This is a genomic window from Pseudomonas sp. GM18, from assembly GCF_000282195.1.
In the GTDB taxonomy this organism is placed as follows: domain Bacteria; phylum Pseudomonadota; class Gammaproteobacteria; order Pseudomonadales; family Pseudomonadaceae; genus Aquipseudomonas.
In genome coordinates, this window is record NZ_AKJT01000078.1 from 1 (window position 1) to 17,401 (window position 17,401).

A 17,401-nucleotide genomic window follows, 5' to 3' on the forward strand; every position below is an offset into this window, starting at 1 on the left:
GGGGGGGGGGGGGAGCCTGTGGCGAGGGGGCTTGCCCCCGTTCGGCTGCGAAGCAGTCGTAAAACCAGTCACCACTTTCTAAGTTCAAGATTGTGGTTGCTGGTTTTAGGGGGGCTTCGCGCCCCAACGGGGGCAAGCCCCCTCGCCACACACGCCCCACAATAAGTCCGTTCCCACATGGAGTTTTTGTTGGTGGGATGGCGAGTTGCCAGCAATCCGGCAAACCCTTGTCTACACTGCTGTTCATCAATGGAGGTAGCCCTCGGCGGTGCGCCGGCAAAGGAGTGCGCCATGTCTCCCTGCTTGCAGTTTCGTAGCCCGGCCCGGCAACGGGGAGCGATTGGTTTGATGGCGGTGCTGACCCTCGGCATGGCCCTGGTGTTCCTGCTGATCATGGTCGACAGTGGCCGCTTGTACCTGGAAAAACGCAGCTTGCAGCGGATAGCGGACATGGCCGCACTGGAGGCTGCCACGCGTAACGGAGATTGCGCTGCGGGTACCACCGCGACCGTCTATGCCACTGCCAGCGTAAACCGCAACGGCTTCACCCTTCCTGACCCCACGCGCAGCCTGGCGGTAGCCTGTGGCACCTTGAGCCTGGACGCCAACAATCTGCGGGTTTTTGTGGCAAACCCAAGCAGCAGCGAAGCCATTCGGGTGATCGTCGGTCATTCGGTGCAGCAGAGTTTCGCCGGTGGCGTTGGCGCGCTGTTCGGCGGTGCGCCGGCCGGGGCGACCCTCAACCTGACTGCGACCGCCGTCGCGGCGCTACCGCCACCGCTGGCATCGCTGACCCTGCGTACCACGGCGCTGAGCATCGATAGCAGCAAGTCAGCCACCCTCAATGCGCTGTTCGGCGGTTTGCTGGGCAGCAGTCTGAACCTCTCCGTCGCAGGGTGGGATGGGTTGGTGAACACCAACATCAGCCTGCTGGGTTACCTTGATCGACTGAAGGTCGACCTCGGCCTCAACGCCGCCGGGTATGGCCAGGTATTGGGTGCTTCGGTGGCCGTCAGCCAGTTGATCCAGACCGCCGTCAATGTGCTGGACCCCGGCGGCACCCTCGGCGCGACGGCGACCATTGTCGGTCTGCAAGCGCTCAAGGTGGCCGCAGGCTCCACGACTGTGGTGTTGGGGAATCTGTTGCACGTCGAGAGCGGCAACGACATTTCAACGTTCGCGACGACTGTGAGTGTGTTCAACCTGATCGAAGGCGTCGTGCAACTGGCCAACAAGAAAAACGGTCTGGTGGCAACGGTGCCGATCAATCTGGCGGGGCTGGCGCAAATCACCGCCCGAGTGCAGGTACTGGAGCCGCCGCAACTCTCCGCGATCGGCAATCCGAAAAACGCCGCGCTGGATCCGCTGGGACCCAACCGGATCTACGTGAAAACCGCGCAGCTTCGCACGTTGTTGTCGATCGACTTGCCGGCACTCGATGCCATTACAGCTCTGGCTAATGCGGCGATTGATCTGGCAGGACCGCTGACCAACACCCTCAACGCCTTGCTCAATCTCGACCTGGTGGCGGTGCTCGATTCACTGACCTGTGCCATAGGCGTGCCCTGCCAGACGCCGGACATCATCGTGCTACCGGGGCCGATACGGCTCGACGTGGCGCTGGATGTCGCCAGTGCCAACAGTTACGTCACGGCCTACAGCTGCGTCAGCAACACCAACAAAACCCTGACCACCAGCACCAGCACATCGCTGGTGAACCTGAAAGTCGGCCGGATCGATGCAGCCAGCATGTTCGGCAGCAACACCGCACCGCCGGCGGTCACGGTGCAGCCGCTGAAGGTGATCGATATCGGCATCAAAACCTGCCGCAGATTGCTGTTCGTGCCCATCACCTGCGATCCGCGTGTGCCCGGTGTCGGTGGTGGCATCGATATCGTCGCCGACACCAGCGTAACGCCGAGCACCAACATGCCCCACGTCTACTCCGCACCCCCCGCCAGCAGCCTGCCGGACATCAACCAGCCACCGTTCTACTACTCGTTTTCCACCAGCAGTATCGTCAGCAACCTGCTCAACACCCCGGTTAACATTCACGTCGATATGTATGGCCCATCGGGCAGTCTTGTCGGCGGTCTGGGAGCGATCCTGAGCAGCGTGACCAGTTTGCTGGTCAGCGCGATCAACGGCGTGCTCAACCCGTTGCTCGACAGTTTGATCAACACCGTACTGATAAGCCTTGGGGTCGACTTGAACAAGGTCGACGTCGGCGCCAACCTCAGTTGTCACTCAGGGCGCGCGTCGCTGGTGATCTGATCGCCCGTGACAATCGGCAACTCGATACAGAATCGCGCGCCTTCGGCTGCGTTTCTTACGCTCAACCGTCCGCCCATGTTCTCGACGATGCCGTAACTCACCGACAACCCGAGCCCGGTGCCGACGCCCACCGGTTTGGTGGTGAAGAACGGTTCGAAAATCCGCTCCAGCAACCGCGGATCGATGCCGCCGCCGTTGTCCTCGACCCACAGCCGCACCGAATGCTCGTCACGTTCGGCGTACAGCGAAATCCACGGCTTGAACTCACGGTCGGACTCGCGTTTGCTCAGCAATGCATCCCGTGCATTGACCATCAGGTTGATCAGCACCTGCTCCAGCTGATCGACATAACCGCGCACTTGCACATCAAAACCGCTCTCGCTAACCCGCAGCTCGAAGCCTTTGCCGCGCAGGCCTTCAGACAGCAGCGCCAGCGTGCCGTCGATGGCTTGAACCGGATTGAACGGCTGCTGCTCGATCTCCGAACGCCGGCCGAACACCCGCATGTGATCCACCACCCGCGCGGCGCGCTGGACTTGTGCGTCGATGCGATTGAGTTTGTCTGTCAGGTAATCGATTTGTGCGTCGCCATTGCTCAGACGCTTGAGCACATTGACGATGGCCATGCGCATCACGTTCAGCGGCTGATTGATTTCATGGGCGAGCCCAGTGGCCATTTCGCCGAGGGTGGCCATTTTCGCGCTCTGGGTAAGCTGTTGTTGGGCGCGCCGGACCTCGGTGTTGTCGCGGCCCACGGCTTGAATCTCAAGCAAGCGACCCTGTTCGTCGAACACCCCGCGATCCGACCAGACCCACCAGGCGTGTTCCCGTCCCGGCAGTTGCAGGTTGATTTCCGCAGTGCTGACCGGGAACTCCGGGCTCAGTCGACTGAGGCGCTGGAGGAACGCTTCGCGCTGCTCCGGCGACATCCAGCTGCCCAGGTTTACCCCCGGCAGCTGTTCGGGTTGGCATTCCAGATAGGTCGCCAGTGGCCGGTTGCCGAAGGTCAGCGTCAGGTCGGGGCGGTAGCGGCAGATCATCGCCGGGGAATCTTCCACCAGAATCCGATAGCGCTCTTCACTCTGCTTGACCTTCTCGGCGGCCAGGGTTGCCTCGGTGACATCCAGCCACAGACCCACGGCTTCCACCGGCAGCCCGAGGTCGTCGCGCAGCAGTTTGGCCTCGTCGAGCAGCCAGTGGTAATCGCCGCGACTATCGCGCAGTCGGTAACGGGCGCGCACCGAACCTTCGCGCAGCAGTTGCCGGGTGCGCTCGAAATAGCCGTCGCGGTCCTCGGGATGGACCCGCTCCACCAGCGCACCGGCGGCGCAATCGGCGAGCGACCAGCCGAGCAATGGCAGCAGGCTGTCGCTGAAAAACGTCGGTTGCAGCGCCCCTTCGACATAGCGCTGCACGTAGATCACCGCTGGTGAACTGGCGATCAGGTTGTCCAGCCGGGCATGGGCGGCAGCGGCGTTCTGCTGCTGGTTCTTGATGTCGCTGATGTCGAGCATGAAACCCACCAGCCGGCGGCTTTTGCCGATGCCCAACGCCTGGCCTTGCAGTCGATACCAGATTGGCGTTTGCGCCGTGTCGGGGCGATGCAGACGCACGCACAACAGCAGCGGCGCGCCTTCGTCCTGCAAGGTTTGCAGGCGAATCGTCAGCTCTTCACGGTCGGCGGGGTGAATCTGTTCGAGCCAGTCGTGCAGCGGCAAACGAGCCCTCGCCAGGCTCAGCGTACTGGCGAGCGACGGCGCCAATTGCACCTCGGCATGGTCACTGAAAACCTCCCACCAACCGGTGCCGAGCAAGGCTTGCAGAGACTCCAGCCGCTCCAGTTGCAGGTGGTGCCGATGCTCGCGCAAGCGCTCCAGCAGCGGCCCGGCCAGGGCGGCGGTGAGTTGCAACCAGTCGCGCTCGCTCAAGTCGGGGGCACGCTCTTGCACCGGGTAGAAACCACAGAGCAACCAGGCGACCACGCCCTGGGCATTGCGATAGGGCACCGCAAACCCTTCGGCATTACCGAAGATGCTTTGCAGGCGTGGGTGCTCGCTGGGTGTCAGCTGTTGGGGGACGGAGCCGTTCAAACTGTCGAGGCCGGTGCCCAGGCGTTGATTGACATCCCACAACCTTGGCGCATCGAAGGCCGCGTACTGCTGGTGAATCAACCAACCCTCGGCCTGTTCATCGAGCAAGGCCATGGCCATGCACGGGATCTGAAAACGCAGGGCCAGGCCTTGCAGTTGCTCCGCCAGCACCTCGGGCAGGCGCGTCAGGCTACACAGGCGCAACTGTTCGCTGACCTGCGCCGCGAGCAACTGGCATTGTTCACGGCTGCGCGCTTGTCGACGTTCGAGCAACAGGTCGCCGATGTCGATCAACTGTAACAACCATTCTTCGCCCAGCGGCTGCACCCAGCCGCGCAGGTGCAGCGGTTGTCCGGCGAGGCTGAAAAAGTCCAGGTCCAGGCTCTGTCCCTGCCACTCGGCCGGCGTACCTTCCACCGACAGGGCGCTATGGGGCATGAGGTAATCGAGCAGGTGCGGTGGTGACTGCGCGTCGGCTATTTGTTGCGCCAGCAGATGCCGCAGTGGACCACTGAGGTGAATCACTCGACCTTCATCATCCAGATGCAGCTGCAAACCGACACGCTGCACGCTCGCAGGGTCTGGCGTGTTCGGGGTCTGTGGCGGATGGCGATTGAGCAGACGCCCGAAGAGTTTGTCCCCGGAGCTCAAAACTGCAGGCTCGATTGGGCGGTGAGGGTCGCCGGCAGATTGGGCACGGCACCGATCCCCGGCAGCACCAGGAACGGCAGCACTTGATTCAGTTTACTGGTGGGGTAGTTGATGGTGACCGTCAGCACGCCGCCGGTGTAGGTGGCGCTGGCGTCGGTGGCCACGTTGAAGTTCAGCGCGGCGGGAATCCAGGCCAACTGCCGGGTCAGTTCGGTGGTGGCAACGGTTCGCACGGCGGTGTCGTAATTGGTGGTGCCCGGGTCCAGCGCCACACTGCGGCGCACCGCTTCAGCCGTGGATTTATTGAACGATTGCATCAGTAACAGCGGCAGGCTGTAACTGACCAACCCATAAAACACGGCGAAAAAAATCACGAACACCAAGGCAAATTCAATCGCCACGGCACCTTTTTGTTTGCGGGGGAGGCCTGTACTCATGAGTGCGTCTACCCTGACAATTACTGCGTAGTGTCAGCATAGAATCATTCAGCCAAAACGGACGTTTTTTACCGGATGCAGAGCCTTGTCCTACTCATCTGGCTGACGCTTTGCGCAGCACAGGATGCCCGAGAGCGCCACATCGCCAACGGCCTGACCGTTGGCGCAGGTGTGCTGGCGCTTATCTATCTGTTGTGGACAGGGACTACTTGGCTGGGGGCCGAGGCGGTGCAGGGCGTATGGGCTTTGTTGTTGGCATTGGCCTTCACCTTGCCCGGTTATGCAGTGCGACGTATGGGGGCAGGCGATGTGAAGCTGATGGCGACGCTGGGCCTTGCGACGGACGGTACGCACCTGCTCGGCAGTTTCATCGGTGCCGGGTTGGCCAGTGCGCTCTGGCTGCTGCTGGCGCCAAGACTCTGGCTGCATATGGGTCAGAGGCTTAGGGTGCGTCTTCGTTACCTGGAGCCTGGCATGTCAAAAAAGCAGCCCTTTGCGCCGTTTGTGCTGGTGGGTGTGTTGCTCACACTGGCCTGGATGCATTAGTCGCAGGCGTCCCCTGTTCTATGTACATAGTCGGAAAGTGCGTCTACTTTCAAAACAGTTGTTGTACAGCCTGTGGTGTCGGTGCAGGAGCGGCCAAGCCAGACTTGGCATGGAGTGGCACGTGAACAAGGTTACCTCGGCAGTAAAAGTTCTTGTGGTTGATGATGAGCCGTTGATTGTCGAAGAGCTTTGCGAGTTCATCGAGCTCAATGGTTATCGCTGTGTGCCTTGTGTCTCCGGCCATCAGGCGATCGAGCGTTTCAGCGAAGACGTGAATATCGGCCTGGTGTTGTGTGATTTGCAGATGCCTGACATGGATGGCATCCAGCTTGTCCAGGCGCTGCAGCGGTTGTCGGGCAAGCACCGGGCGTTCGAGGCGATCATGCTCACCGGGCATGCGAACAAGCAGGATGTGATCAAGGCTTTGCGTATCGGGTTCGCCGATTACTATCAGAAGCCGATTGATCTGGCTGAGTTGCTCGAAGGTTTGCAGCGTCAGGAAGTGGCCTTGCAGGAGCGGCAGAAAAACCTGCAGTTGGGGCATTTGAGTCAGAAGCTGCAGTACCTTTGTGAATCGATCGATGAGCTTTATCAGGATCTGGACAAGGTTCGGCGGGGGGCGTCCCCGGAGCCTGTGTCCGGTTCGGTTGACGGTGCGCTCGGTGAACCGGAGCGGGTGGTGGGGATGCCGGCGGTGTTCAATCAGTTGTCGCCGCGTCAGTTGGAGGTGGCGCAGTTGGTGGGCAAGGGGCAGACCAATTATCAGATTGCCTGTGAGTTGGGGATTACCGAGAACACGGTGAAGCTTTATGTGTCGCAGGTGTTGCGGTTGACGCATATGCATAATCGTACGCAGGTGGCGTTGGCGTTGTCGCCCGGGAACGCTGGGGGGCGGCGGGTTTCTGCGCACTGAGTTTCTGGATCTTTTGATCTTGGCGGCCTTTGGGCCGACCATGTTCTTGTTGGTGCTGGGTACATATCCGTTGCTGCGGTAACGGCTACTTATGGTTTCGCCCTTACGGCGAGTCCCTTTTGGCAAACGCCCCAAAAGGAACCAAAAGGTCTCGCCCCAAGCGTCCGGCCCCTCGCTAAGGCTCGGCGTTCCTTCGTTCCGGTATCCATCTGGGAGCATCGCCCTACGGTTGGCTTCGCTTCAACCTACATGCGATGGGTTCGACTGCGTCGAACGGCGCTGCGCGCCAATCCCCAGATGAACACCTCCACTCAGCCTCCCGAAGGGGCGGGCAGATCAAAATCAAAAGCGGCAGGCGAGCTAACGCTCGGCCTGTAGTTTGGCGGGTGTATGCCGCTCCATTGTGGGAGCGGGCTTGCTCGCGATGGTGGCCTGACAGCCGACCCATCTCTTTCGTCTGTACCTGAATGATCGTTCCCACGCTCCCGCGTGGGAACGCCGCCGGGGACGCTCCGCGTTCCGCTTTTGAATGTTTAATTGATGTCTCAGTGCGCAGATCTTTTCCCACGCATTTTTCAGGTTGCCCGTCGGAAGCTGCGTCTCTAGCCTTTGTCTGCCGCTGACAATTCAGCGTCCGGGCGTCGCGGCTCGATTCTTGAGGCATATTCGCTCCACCTGACAACAGCACTATTGGGTGTCTGTCGTTACGTGTCATGGCGACTGTGCGCAGGATACCTTCGGGTATGCCGAGCAAGCCTCAGATCTCGGTCCGCGAACCCGCGTACAGTTGCCACCCCGCTGACCACCACCTCAAGCCACCACTCAAACAACCGAAAGCCGCAAGCCGAGCAAGGTGTTTCTGGTCGCCCCGGATATGGATAACGAAAGCCTGCTGCCCCATGTCTGCGAATCACTGGCCTCGGCTAGCGTCATGACCAGCGACCGCGTATGTCGACGCCCCTTATTGCAGACATACACCGACCCACTTGTAGGAGCGAGGCTTGCCCGCGAAGGCGACCTCACAGGCAACGATGTTTATTGGTCGGTAAAAACATCAGAACCTTCCCACATGTTTTTCAGGTTGTCCGTCGGAAGTGGAATCTCTAGCCTTTGTCCGTCGCTGACAATTCAGCGATCGGGCTTCGCGGTCCGCCGAACTGATGCATAATCGCACCACCTAACAACAGCACTTTCTGGTGTCTGTCGTTTCGTGTCATGGCGACTGTGCGCGGGATACCCTCGGGTATGCCGAGTTCTCGGTTCTCGGTCCGCGAACCCGCGTACAGCTGCCACCTCCAAATTGCGTCGCGGCAATTGGAAGTGGCTCCATTTCATAAACCGAGAGATTTCACTATGTTCAAAGCCACACCGAATCCCCCTGAAACCGACGACGTTTCCCCCTACGAATCCCCCGATTCGAAAAAACTCAACGAAGCCGCCGAACGCGCGCTCGACCATTACCTCAAGCCACCGCCCAAACAACCCGAAGGCCGCAAACCAAGCAGGATGTTTCAGGTCGCCCCGGACATGGACAACGAAAGCCTGCTGGCCCATGTCTGCGAATCACTGGCTTCAGCCAGCGTCATGACCAGCGACATCGCCGCATATGTCGACGCCCCACAGCGGCATACGCTCCTGGCGATTCAGCAGGTGATCATGCTGGCCGAGCTGGCGGTGAATCGGGTGCTGGATAACGTCGACGTACCAAAAGCCGCGCCACACAGCTGACCCCTTGTAGGAACGACCTGTGGCGAGGGGGCTTGCCCCCGTTTGAGTGCGTAGCACTCACAAGATCTTTGGACCACCAGAGGTTTTGGGGCAGCTTCGCAGCCCAACGGGGGCAAGCCCCCTCACCACAGGCTCGCTCCTGCAGGATCACCGGTCTTTCAAGAGCCAAAGGCCCGCGCCAGCGCGGTGAAGCTTGGTCCGGCCAGCACGATCAGCAGCGCCGGGAAGAGGAACAACATCATCACCACGGACATTTTGGCGGACATTTTGGAGATGTATTCCTGTAAGCGTGTCAGGCGTCGGTCATCGAGCAGCAGCTTGAGCCCCAGCAGTGATTTCATCGCGCCGCCGCCCTGATGGATCAGTTGCTGAAGGATTACGCAGGTGTCGGTGAATTCGTCCACCGCGAGTAATTGGGTGGCCTTGTTCAGTTCTTCGCCCAGTTCCAGGCCGGAATCGACCCGCGCCAGTATCAGGCGCAGTTCGTGGGTCAGGGCCGGCAATAGTTGTTTACCTTCGACGCTCAACACTCGCAGTGATTGTTCCACCGCCATGCCGGATTCGAACAGGATGCGCAGCAGTGGAATGAAGGTCGATATCTCGATCGCCAGTTGTTTTTGCCGCTGCTGCGCGGCGGCGGCCAGTAAGCGTTTGGGCAGCAGGTAGCCGAGGGCGGTGGCGAGGGTTGGGGTGATCCAGTGGTTGTTCACCTGCGGGAAGAACAGGCCCTGTATCAACAGGCACAGGGCCAACGCCAGCACCGGTGTGCCGATCTGGCAGGCTGCGAACAGCGAGCGTTGTCGGGCGCTGCGCCAGCCTAGGCGGTTGAGCAGGGTCTGGGTTTCGTTGTCCAACTGGATCGAACGCTGACCGATGCGGCTGTCGCCCAACATGTGTAGCCAGTGACTGACGCGATGGTCGCTTGGCGGTTTGCCGTCCAGTCGTTGGGTCACCTGGCGCGCACGTCGATGCTGGTCCAGCAGGCCACTGAGCAGCAACAGCGTGGCCGCCAGAAACAGCAGTGCGCTCGTCAGCAGGGCGATTTTCATACGCTACGCAACATGCGCCACAGCGCCAGGCAGCCCACGACCTGCAATCCGAACGCGGTCGCCAGCATCATTTGTCCCGAGCCGCTGTTCCACATGGCCAGCAGGTATTTCGGATTGGACACCAGGAAGTAGCCGGCAAGCCCCACTGGCATCAGCCCCAGCACCACGGCCGTGACGCGGGTTTCGCCGGTCATGGCGCGCAGTTGGCGCGCCGCCTGGTCTCGTTCGCGGATCATTTTGATCAGGTTCTCAAACAGCTCACTGGCATTGCCGCCGTAGCGGTGATTGACCTTCAGGCCCAGCGCGAACAGGCGGAACTCGTCTTTCTCGTACAGTTCGGCGAGGTCCGAGACCGCGTCCGGCAGGCTGACGCCCAAGTGCACGTTGCGCTGAACCCGACCCATGGCGTCTTTCAGTGGGGCTTCGGCGGCGTTGATGGCGCCCAGCACCGCATCGGCCAGGGTGCGTCCGGACTTCAGGCTGCGCACGGTGTGATCGAGCAGCGTCGGCAGTTGTTCGATCATGCGTTTGAGCCGGCGCTGATAGCGCCAACTGATGTACAGCCGCAGAGCGAGGGGCGGAGCCAGCAACAACATCAACAAACCGATCCAGCCCGCCAGGGCAAAGCCCAGCAAAACGCCCAAGGCCCAGAGCAGCAGCCACGACCCCAGGCGCTCCGTGGGGCGACCGAGACCGGCGCGTAGAAAGGCCCGTTCCAGGCCCGTCCAGGATGATTTTGCGACGGTCAGTTGCGGTTGCCCCTGCGTCAGGCGGCCGAGGGTTCGATCGATGCCGGTCTGGCGCAGACCGTTGTAGAACAAACGGATCGACACCCCCAGCAGCGTCAGGCAAAGCAGGATGAGCAGCGCCGGTTTGAGCATGCCGTGACCTTCAATACGTCAAGGGAGAGAGCGCCGACTCGCGACGCAGTTTGTCGCCGGCGGGGTTGGCCGCCTCGCGCAGAAAACCGCGGCCGGTACGTCGGTCGAAGCGGAACAGTGTGTTGGTCACGTAGACGTCATCACGAATGCCGACGACCTCCACCACTTCGCTGACGCAACGGCGGCCATCGGGCAGGCGCGTCAGTTGGATCACCACATCCAGCGCCGCGCAAATCATTTGCCGCAGGGTGCGTTCGGCGATGAGCCGTCCGGTCAGGCCCACCAGCGTCTCCAGGCGCAACAGCGCATCCTGGGCGTTGTTGGCGTGCACGGTGCTCATCGAACCGTCGTGCCCGGTGTTCATGGCCGTGAGTACGTCGACCACTTCGACGCCGCGAATCTCGCCGAGGATGATCCGGTCCGGGCGCATCCGCAGCGCGTTGCGAATCAGGTCGCTGGCCTTCACTTCGCCGTGTCCTTCGGCATTCGGCGGCCGGGTTTCCAGGCGCACCACGTGAGGATGGCCGAGTTGCAGTTCGGCGACGTCTTCGATGGTGACCAGTCGTTCGTGAGGGGCGATCAACTGGCTGAGTATGTTTAGCAGCGTGGTCTTGCCGGTGCCGGTACCGCCGCTGACCAGGATGTTGCAACGCTTGCCCACGGCCTCTTGAATGAACTCGAAGATCGCCTGGTCGATGGTTTGCATCGCCATCAGGTCGGAGCTTTTGAGCATGTCCTTGCGGAATTTTCGAATCGACAGGCATGGGCCATCGAGGGCAATCGGTGGAATGATCGCGTTGACCCGGCTGCCATCGGGCAGGCGTGCATCGACCATCGGCGAAGACTCGTCGAGCCGTCGGCCCAGGGGCGCGAGAATCCGTTGCATGACCCGCTCGACATGGTGGTCGTCGATAAACCGCAGGTCACTCAGATGCAACACTCCCTCGCGCTCGACGAACACACGGTGCGGGCCGTTGACCAGAATCTCGGTCACCGCCGAGTCGCGCAGCAGCACTTCCAGCGGACCGAAACCGGTGAGTTCATCGACGATTTCTTCCGCCAGCCGTTCCATTTCGTAGCGGGATATCGCCAGGTGCAGACGGGCGATGTACTCGGCGACTTTGTCGGTGACGAACTGCGACAGCATGGGCCGCGAACCTTCCAGCAGGTTTTTCCCGGACTCTTCGATGGCGTCGATGATGTAGCGGTGCAGCACCAGTTTCAGGCCTTCGTGGTCGGTATTGCCGGTCGGCCCGTGCGAGGGGGCGCCGAAGAGTTTTTCCCCGCTCACTGCACGCCCCTCAACCGGTTGAACCAGCCGGCCTTGGGCTTATCCGGGCTTTCGGAGCGTTTGGCCAACTGTTCGCCGAGGGAGCGCAGGCTTTGGGTCAGGCCCTCGCGTGGGGCCAGCTCGAACAGGCTCAGCCCTTGATTCTTGGCGTTGAGCCGCACTTCCGGGCTGTAGGCAAACACCGCGATCACCTCCATGCCGAAGATTTTGCCCAAGGTGTCGGAGTCCGGCGCGACGCTGCGCAGGTAGCGATCCACCAGCAACCTGGCGTGGTTGAGCTTCAGGCCTTTTTCGCGCCAGCGGCTGAGCACTTCAAGGTTGCGTCGGCAGTCGAGCACGTTCTGATCGGTGTACCACAGCAACTTGTCGCAATGGCTGACGAAGGTGCGCAACGCTTCACTGTCCGACTGGCCGGTGAGGTTCACCACGATGTGCTGGAAATGTTGGCGCAAGGCACTGAGCAGCATGTACAGCTCGGCGGCGCTGGTCTGTTCGAGCGGTTCATCGTTGCCGGCGTAGGCGAGGATTCGCAGCCCCGCGTCGCAGGTGGTGAAGGCGCTGTCGATCAGCGTTGCGTCCAGGCGCCGGAGGTGGCGCAACGCATCGCCGAAATGAAACGAGCTCTCCAGCCCCAGCAAGGCCAGGCTGTCGCCACGGGGCAGTCCCAGATCCAGCAACAGCGTTTGCTGGCCGCTCTTTTGCACCACGTGCGCCAGGTGGTTGGCGAGCAACGCGCCGTCGCCATTGCCCTGTGCGCCGTAAAGTACGGTCAGGCCACCTTGTGGCACCTGTTGTGTGTTCGGCGCCACGCTCGGCAGGCGTTTACTCAGGCGTCGCACCAGGCCGGCGACTTCACTGGAGCGCGAGCCGTAAGAGACAAAATCCCGAGCGCCGGCGCGCATGGCATTGAGCACCAGTTGGTTGTCCATGCCATCGCCCAGGGCCACGATCGCCAGCATCGGTTTGGCTTCCAGGGCGCCCTCGATCAACGCGCTCTGGGCTACCACATGCTCATGGTCCAGACCCACGAACACCAGGCTGGCGAAGGTCACGTCCACCAGCGTCAAGAGCTCGTCGAGGTTGCCGCCACCGGCGCTGATCACTCGGCCCAAAGGGGCGAGCGCCCCTTGCAGCCACTCGAAGTCGGTGTTGTTGCGCGTGATCGCGAGGAAGGTCTGGCTCAGGTTCTGGCTCTGGCTCATTGCGATAATCCGCCGTGTTTATCGACGTGGCCGTTTTCGAGGAAGTACGGCGTGAAACGTCTGCGCATGGAGAAGCGTCCTCGCTCGATTCAGGGCGTTTGTTGGGTGACGGCATTGCCGCGAATGACTTCCACGCTCGGCTTGCGCGGTGCTGCGCCTCTGGGGGCGGGGGATTGTGGAGTGCCGGCCAGGGCCAGTTGACTGAACTGCACCAGTTCGCGGTTGGCATTGGCCAGGCTCGCCGATGAGTCACCACGGCCGGCCCAGTATTGGCTCAGGCGTTGCTCCTCGGCGCTGCGCACGGCCAGGCGCAAAACCCCGACCTGCGCCGCGAGCATCAGGCGGCTCAAGAGGGATTCAGGGACGGCGAGCAATACGGTGCGGGCGCTGGTGCGCAGTTGTTCCTGCTTGAGTTTCTCTTCATGGTTGAGTGCCGGGTTGGCAGGCTTGCCATCATTCGTCAGTCCCAACTGCTCGCCGACCCCGAGTACGCGCAACGCCGGGACCACGACCTGGGCCGACTGCTGGAGGTTGTTGGTGTCCATGCGCAGAAACAGCAGCACGTCGACATAGTCGCCGGGGCTCAGTTGGCCGCCGACATTGATTACATCATCCGCCGCCACGGCGAGGGCGCGTTCATCGGCGCGGATCATCCGCGCCAGCGTACCGCCGGCTTCGAAACTTTGGTCATTGAGCCAGCTGCCGGCGGTGAGCGCGCGCCAGGGCGTACGGCCAATGGCTTGATCGAGACGGGTCAGGCTGCCGACCGGGGCGGTACGGAGTTTTTCCAGGGTCACGTCGGCGGCGGTGATCTGCTCGAACGGCGCGATGTCACGCAGCAGCACCACCACCGGTTGGCGGGTCGGGTCGTCCACCGAGGCCAGTATCGAGGCCGATGATGTGCCGGATTGCACGACGGGTTCGGGAGCCGGTTGACGACTCAGCGTCAGCCCCCAGTAACCGGCAATGATGGCGCCTACCAGAAACAGCCCGGCCAGGCCCAGGGTGACGCGGCTGTTCATGAAGGCTCTCCCCCTTTCCTGCTGCGTAACGCCCCCAAGAGTTCTAACGGGATGACTTCTCAATCAGGCAGTTATGAACGTGGGACTATTTCGCTATGTGACGGTAGCGCAGGTAAAGCAAAATGCCATCACGCGGCGGTAAATATCTGACAAAAGTAACGGGCTGGAGCCCAAAGTGCTGTTTTGTGGCGTTAATGAACCGGTTACTGCTTAAGTATTAATGCGTTCTTACAGTTGTTGGCCATGGGTTTGCCGACAATGCTGATGCTGGCATATGGGAATCATGTTGCGGTCGTGCAACATCCGCTGTCATTCAGGAGACATGTCATGTTCTTCACCAAAACGGTTCAGAAGATCAAATCCCACATCGCTTTTTACAAAGACCTTGCCAAAGATACCGAAGGCGCTTCGGGTATCGAGTACGCGATCATTGCAGGCATGGTGGCACTCACGCTTGCGGCGTTTGTGACACCCATCTCCACGTCGATCAACGCGATGTTCACTACGATTTCAGCTGCGCTTTGATTTGAAGGCTGGCAAGGGGCGGTCATTTGCCAATCCCGCAAAGGGCTTCTAACGTCAAGGCTTAGTCCATTGCAGGTGTTACCCCCATGAACGCTCCAGCGCTCCCTCGGCAACAGCTTCTTCTGGTCGATGACGAGGAGGATGCGTTACTGGAATTGGCCGAGTTGCTGGAGGGCGAGGGTTTTACTTGTTTTACGGCAACGTCGGTCAAGCTCGCCCTGCATCATTTGACTCGTCATCCTGATATTGCACTGGTGATTACTGATCTGCGGATGCCGGAGGAGAGTGGCATGTCGTTGATCAAGCGTCTGCGTGAGCACACGGCTCGTCAGCATTTGCCGGTGATTGTGACGTCGGGGCATGCGGATATGGAGGATGTGAGCGACATGTTGCGCTTGCAGGTGCTGGATTTGTTTCGCAAGCCGATTTATCACGTGCGGTTGTTGGAGACGTTGAATAATTTGTTTCCACAGCCTCGGGATTTGGTGAGGTCCTGAGTGTATGTACATCGCGCTGAACTGTGGCGAGGGGGCAAGCCCCCTCGCCACAATCCATCAGGCAACCGGCCGCCACTGCCCCACCATATGCTCGATCTCCCCGGCACCCATCAACTGGAAATCCCCACTGGCCCCTGCCGCGCTGGACATCAGCGTCACCTCGCTGGGCAAGCGCACCGGTTTTCTGAACTGCACCGCAATCTCGACGTTTGCCGTCGGTAAATGATCGCTCAGGGCTGCCAGGGTCCGCGCCTTGTTCCACAGGCCATGGGCGATGGCGCTGGGGAAACCGAAGAGTCTGGCGCTGATCGCGCTCAGGTGAATCGGGTTGTAGTCACCGGACACCTTGGCGTATCGGCGGCCAATGTCCGCCGGCGCTTTCCAGTGGGCCACCTCGGTCAGCGACAGTATTGGTGCAAAAACATCTTCGACAGGCTCGCCTGCCAGTTTGACCCCGCGACAGAGCATCTGGCTTTCGGCTTCCCACAGCAGCCCCAACTGGTCGTCGAGCGCCGTCACTAACTCGAACGTCGCGCCCTTGGCATGGGGTTGCAGATTCTGCACCTTCACGCTGACCCGCACGCGACTCACGCCACCCATGGGGCGCATGACTCGGATGCGATTGCTCAAGTGAATCAGCCCCAGCAGCGGGAAGGGAAACGCCTTGGCGGTGAGCAGTTGCATCTGCAAGGCAAACGCCAAAATGTGGGGATACGTCGGTGGCAGCAGGCCGTTGTCGGCGAGACCACACACTTTGCGGTAAGCCTCCAGGCGTTGCGGATCGACATTGACCCAACAGTGATAACCCAAGTCAGGCAGTGCGGTGCCGGTGATTTTGCGTCGCGTCGCCGCCTTCACATACAACGTCTGCAGGTTGGGTTCGCGAGAGAGCACGTGCCAGTCGGTGGTCATGGTCAGGCTCCCAACACGCTTTGCCCGCACACGCGCAGTGCTTGCCCGGTAAACGCACCGGTGCCCGGTTGTGCCAGCCAGGCCACGGCTTCGGCGACGTCTTGCGGCAGGCCGCCCTGACCCAACGAACTCAAGCGTCGCCCGGCTTCGCGCACGCCGAAGGGCAGGTGCGCGGTCATCTGGGTTTCGATGAATCCTGGCGCCACCGCGTTGATGCTGATGCCGCGCCCAGCCAGCAGCGGCGCCCAGGCCTGGGCCAGGCCGATCAGCCCGGCCTTGCTCGCGGCGTAATTGGTTTGCCCGCGATTGCCGGCGATGCCGCTGATGGACGCCAGCAGGATCACTCGGCCGTGGTCGCGCAAGGTGCCGCTGTCGAGCAGAGCCTTGGTCAGCACTTGCGGCGCGTTGAGGTTGACCGCCAGCACCGCGTCCCAGAATTCCGGAGTCATGTTGGCCAGGGTTTTATCCCGGGTGATGCCCGCGTTGTGGACTACGATGTCGACGCCGTCCGGCAAGTGTTCGATCAGTTGCATGGCGGCGTCTTCGGCACAGATGTCCAGGGTGATGCTGCGCCCGCCGAGGCGTGCGGCCAGGGCGTCGAGATCGGTTTTGGCCGGTGCCACGTCGAGCAGGATTACCTCGGCGCCGTCCCGGGCCAGGGTTTCGGCGATCGAGGCGCCGATGCCACGGGCCGCGCCTGTCACCAGTGCCTTGCGCCCTGACAACGGGCGGGTCCAGTCCATCACCTGCGTCGCACACGCCTTCAAACGTATGACTTGCCCGGAAATGAAGGCACTTTTGGGCGAGAGGAAAAACCGCAACGGGCCTTCCAATTGATCTTCGGCCCCTTCTCCGACATAGATCAGCTGCAAGGTGCCGCCGTTGCGCAGCTCCTTGGCCAGCGAACGGCTGAACCCTTCTAGGGCCCGCTGGGCGCTGGCGGCGAACGGGTCGCTCAGGGTTTCCGGCGCTCGACCAAGAATCACCAGGTGCGCATGGTGATCGAGGTTTTTCATCAGTGGCTGGAAGAACTCGCGTAGCTGTTTCAGCTGATCGACCTGTACCAGGTCACTGGCGTCGAACACCACGGCTTTGAGTTTCTGGCCGTGGCCGGGAATCCACGCGGTGGCCAGGGTCGGGTCGGTGCCGTAGCTGTAAATCGTGTCGGTCAGGCGGTTGGCGAGGGTGCTGACTTTTTCCGTCAACGGGCCACCGCCAATCAACAGCGCCCCCTCGACAGGCCGCAGTCGACCTGCTTGCCAGCGTTCCAGCCGTACCGGCGACGGCAGACCCAGGGCACCGACCACACGATGGCCGATGGACGAATTGGCGAAGTCGATATAGCGGTCAGACATGAATCACGCTCCAGAAGCCGGGGTTAAA

General features: G+C 61.3%; 15 protein-coding genes and 1 pseudogene. 7 read left to right on the top strand and 9 right to left on the bottom strand.

Annotated features, from left to right (window positions below; genetic code table 11):
• Positions 1–291 precede the first annotated feature (291 nt).
• Positions 292–2,274 (top strand): pilus assembly protein TadG-related protein, encoded by a 1,983-nt coding sequence (locus PMI21_RS08400; protein WP_007940123.1) that lies wholly within the window; start codon positions 292–294, stop codon positions 2,272–2,274.
• On the opposite strand, the gene PMI21_RS08395 is transcribed toward PMI21_RS08400, so the two are convergent.
• Both PMI21_RS08395 and PMI21_RS08390 read right to left on the bottom strand, forming a co-directional pair.
• Positions 2,244–5,015 (bottom strand): PAS domain-containing sensor histidine kinase, encoded by a 2,772-nt coding sequence (locus PMI21_RS08395; RefSeq protein ID WP_007940124.1) that lies wholly within the window; start codon positions 5,013–5,015, stop codon positions 2,244–2,246. The genes PMI21_RS08400 and PMI21_RS08395 overlap by 31 nt on opposite strands.
• The gene (locus PMI21_RS08390) at positions 5,012–5,452 is read right to left on the bottom strand and encodes a TadE/TadG family type IV pilus assembly protein (RefSeq protein ID WP_007940125.1); all 441 of its coding nucleotides are present in this window, start codon (positions 5,450–5,452) and stop codon (positions 5,012–5,014) included. The genes PMI21_RS08395 and PMI21_RS08390 overlap by 4 nt, the downstream gene beginning before the upstream one ends.
• A gap of 75 nt (positions 5,453–5,527) precedes the next feature.
• Here PMI21_RS08390 and PMI21_RS08385 point away from each other — a divergent pair, with 75 nt between their 5' ends.
• The 4 genes and pseudogenes from PMI21_RS08385 to PMI21_RS08375 all read left to right on the top strand — a co-directional run bounded on the left by PMI21_RS08385 (position 5,528) and on the right by PMI21_RS08375 (position 8,639).
• Positions 5,528–5,998 carry a prepilin peptidase gene (locus PMI21_RS08385; RefSeq protein WP_007940127.1) on the top strand — a complete coding sequence of 157 codons (471 nt, stop codon included), beginning with the start codon at positions 5,528–5,530 and terminating at the stop codon, positions 5,996–5,998.
• Positions 5,999–6,119: 121 nt separating this feature from the next.
• Entirely contained in the window at positions 6,120–6,911 is a 792-nt protein-coding gene (locus PMI21_RS08380) for a response regulator transcription factor (protein ID WP_007940128.1), read from the top strand.
• An 800-nt stretch (positions 6,912–7,711) separates the two neighbouring features.
• Positions 7,712–7,888, top strand: a pseudogene (locus tag PMI21_RS30245) (DUF6124 family protein); the annotation flags it as partial.
• A gap of 376 nt (positions 7,889–8,264) precedes the next feature.
• Entirely contained in the window at positions 8,265–8,639 is a 375-nt protein-coding gene (locus PMI21_RS08375; protein WP_007940129.1) for a DUF6124 family protein, read from the top strand.
• A gap of 158 nt (positions 8,640–8,797) precedes the next feature.
• On the opposite strand, the gene PMI21_RS08370 is transcribed toward PMI21_RS08375, so the two are convergent.
• The 5 genes from PMI21_RS08370 to cpaB form a co-directional block, all read right to left on the bottom strand.
• Complete coding sequence (locus PMI21_RS08370; RefSeq protein WP_007940130.1) at positions 8,798–9,688, bottom strand: type II secretion system F family protein; 891 nt, start codon at positions 9,686–9,688, stop codon at positions 8,798–8,800.
• Positions 9,685–10,569 carry a type II secretion system F family protein gene (locus PMI21_RS08365; protein ID WP_007940131.1) on the bottom strand — a complete coding sequence of 295 codons (885 nt, stop codon included), beginning with the start codon at positions 10,567–10,569 and terminating at the stop codon, positions 9,685–9,687. Before PMI21_RS08365 ends, PMI21_RS08370 begins: the two co-directional genes overlap by 4 nt.
• 10 nt (positions 10,570–10,579) lie before the next feature.
• Positions 10,580–11,860, bottom strand: a complete 1,281-nt coding sequence (locus PMI21_RS08360) for a CpaF family protein (protein ID WP_007940132.1) — start codon at positions 11,858–11,860, stop codon at positions 10,580–10,582.
• Positions 11,857–13,062, bottom strand: a complete 1,206-nt coding sequence (locus PMI21_RS08355; RefSeq protein WP_007940133.1) for an AAA family ATPase — start codon at positions 13,060–13,062, stop codon at positions 11,857–11,859. The genes PMI21_RS08360 and PMI21_RS08355 overlap by 4 nt, the downstream gene beginning before the upstream one ends.
• Before the next feature lie 89 nt (positions 13,063–13,151).
• On the bottom strand, positions 13,152–14,084 hold the full coding sequence (gene cpaB, locus PMI21_RS08350) for a Flp pilus assembly protein CpaB (protein ID WP_007940134.1): 933 nt from the start codon (positions 14,082–14,084) through the stop codon (positions 13,152–13,154).
• A 327-nt stretch (positions 14,085–14,411) separates the two neighbouring features.
• Here cpaB and PMI21_RS08345 point away from each other — a divergent pair, with 327 nt between their 5' ends.
• Complete coding sequence (locus PMI21_RS08345; RefSeq protein ID WP_007940135.1) at positions 14,412–14,609, top strand: Flp family type IVb pilin; 198 nt, start codon at positions 14,412–14,414, stop codon at positions 14,607–14,609.
• Between the two features lie 86 nt (positions 14,610–14,695).
• Positions 14,696–15,106: a response regulator gene (locus PMI21_RS08340; protein ID WP_007940136.1), complete on the top strand. Its 411-nt coding sequence runs from the start codon at positions 14,696–14,698 to the stop codon at positions 15,104–15,106.
• 57 nt (positions 15,107–15,163) lie between these two features.
• Here PMI21_RS08340 and PMI21_RS08335 read toward each other — a convergent pair whose 3' ends face one another.
• On the bottom strand, positions 15,164–16,018 hold the full coding sequence (locus tag PMI21_RS08335) for a MaoC family dehydratase (RefSeq protein WP_007940137.1): 855 nt from the start codon (positions 16,016–16,018) through the stop codon (positions 15,164–15,166).
• Positions 16,019–16,020: 2 nt separating this feature from the next.
• Positions 16,021–17,373: a 3-oxoacyl-ACP reductase gene (locus PMI21_RS08330; RefSeq protein ID WP_007940138.1), complete on the bottom strand. Its 1,353-nt coding sequence runs from the start codon at positions 17,371–17,373 to the stop codon at positions 16,021–16,023.
• Positions 17,374–17,401: the final 28 nt, after the last annotated feature.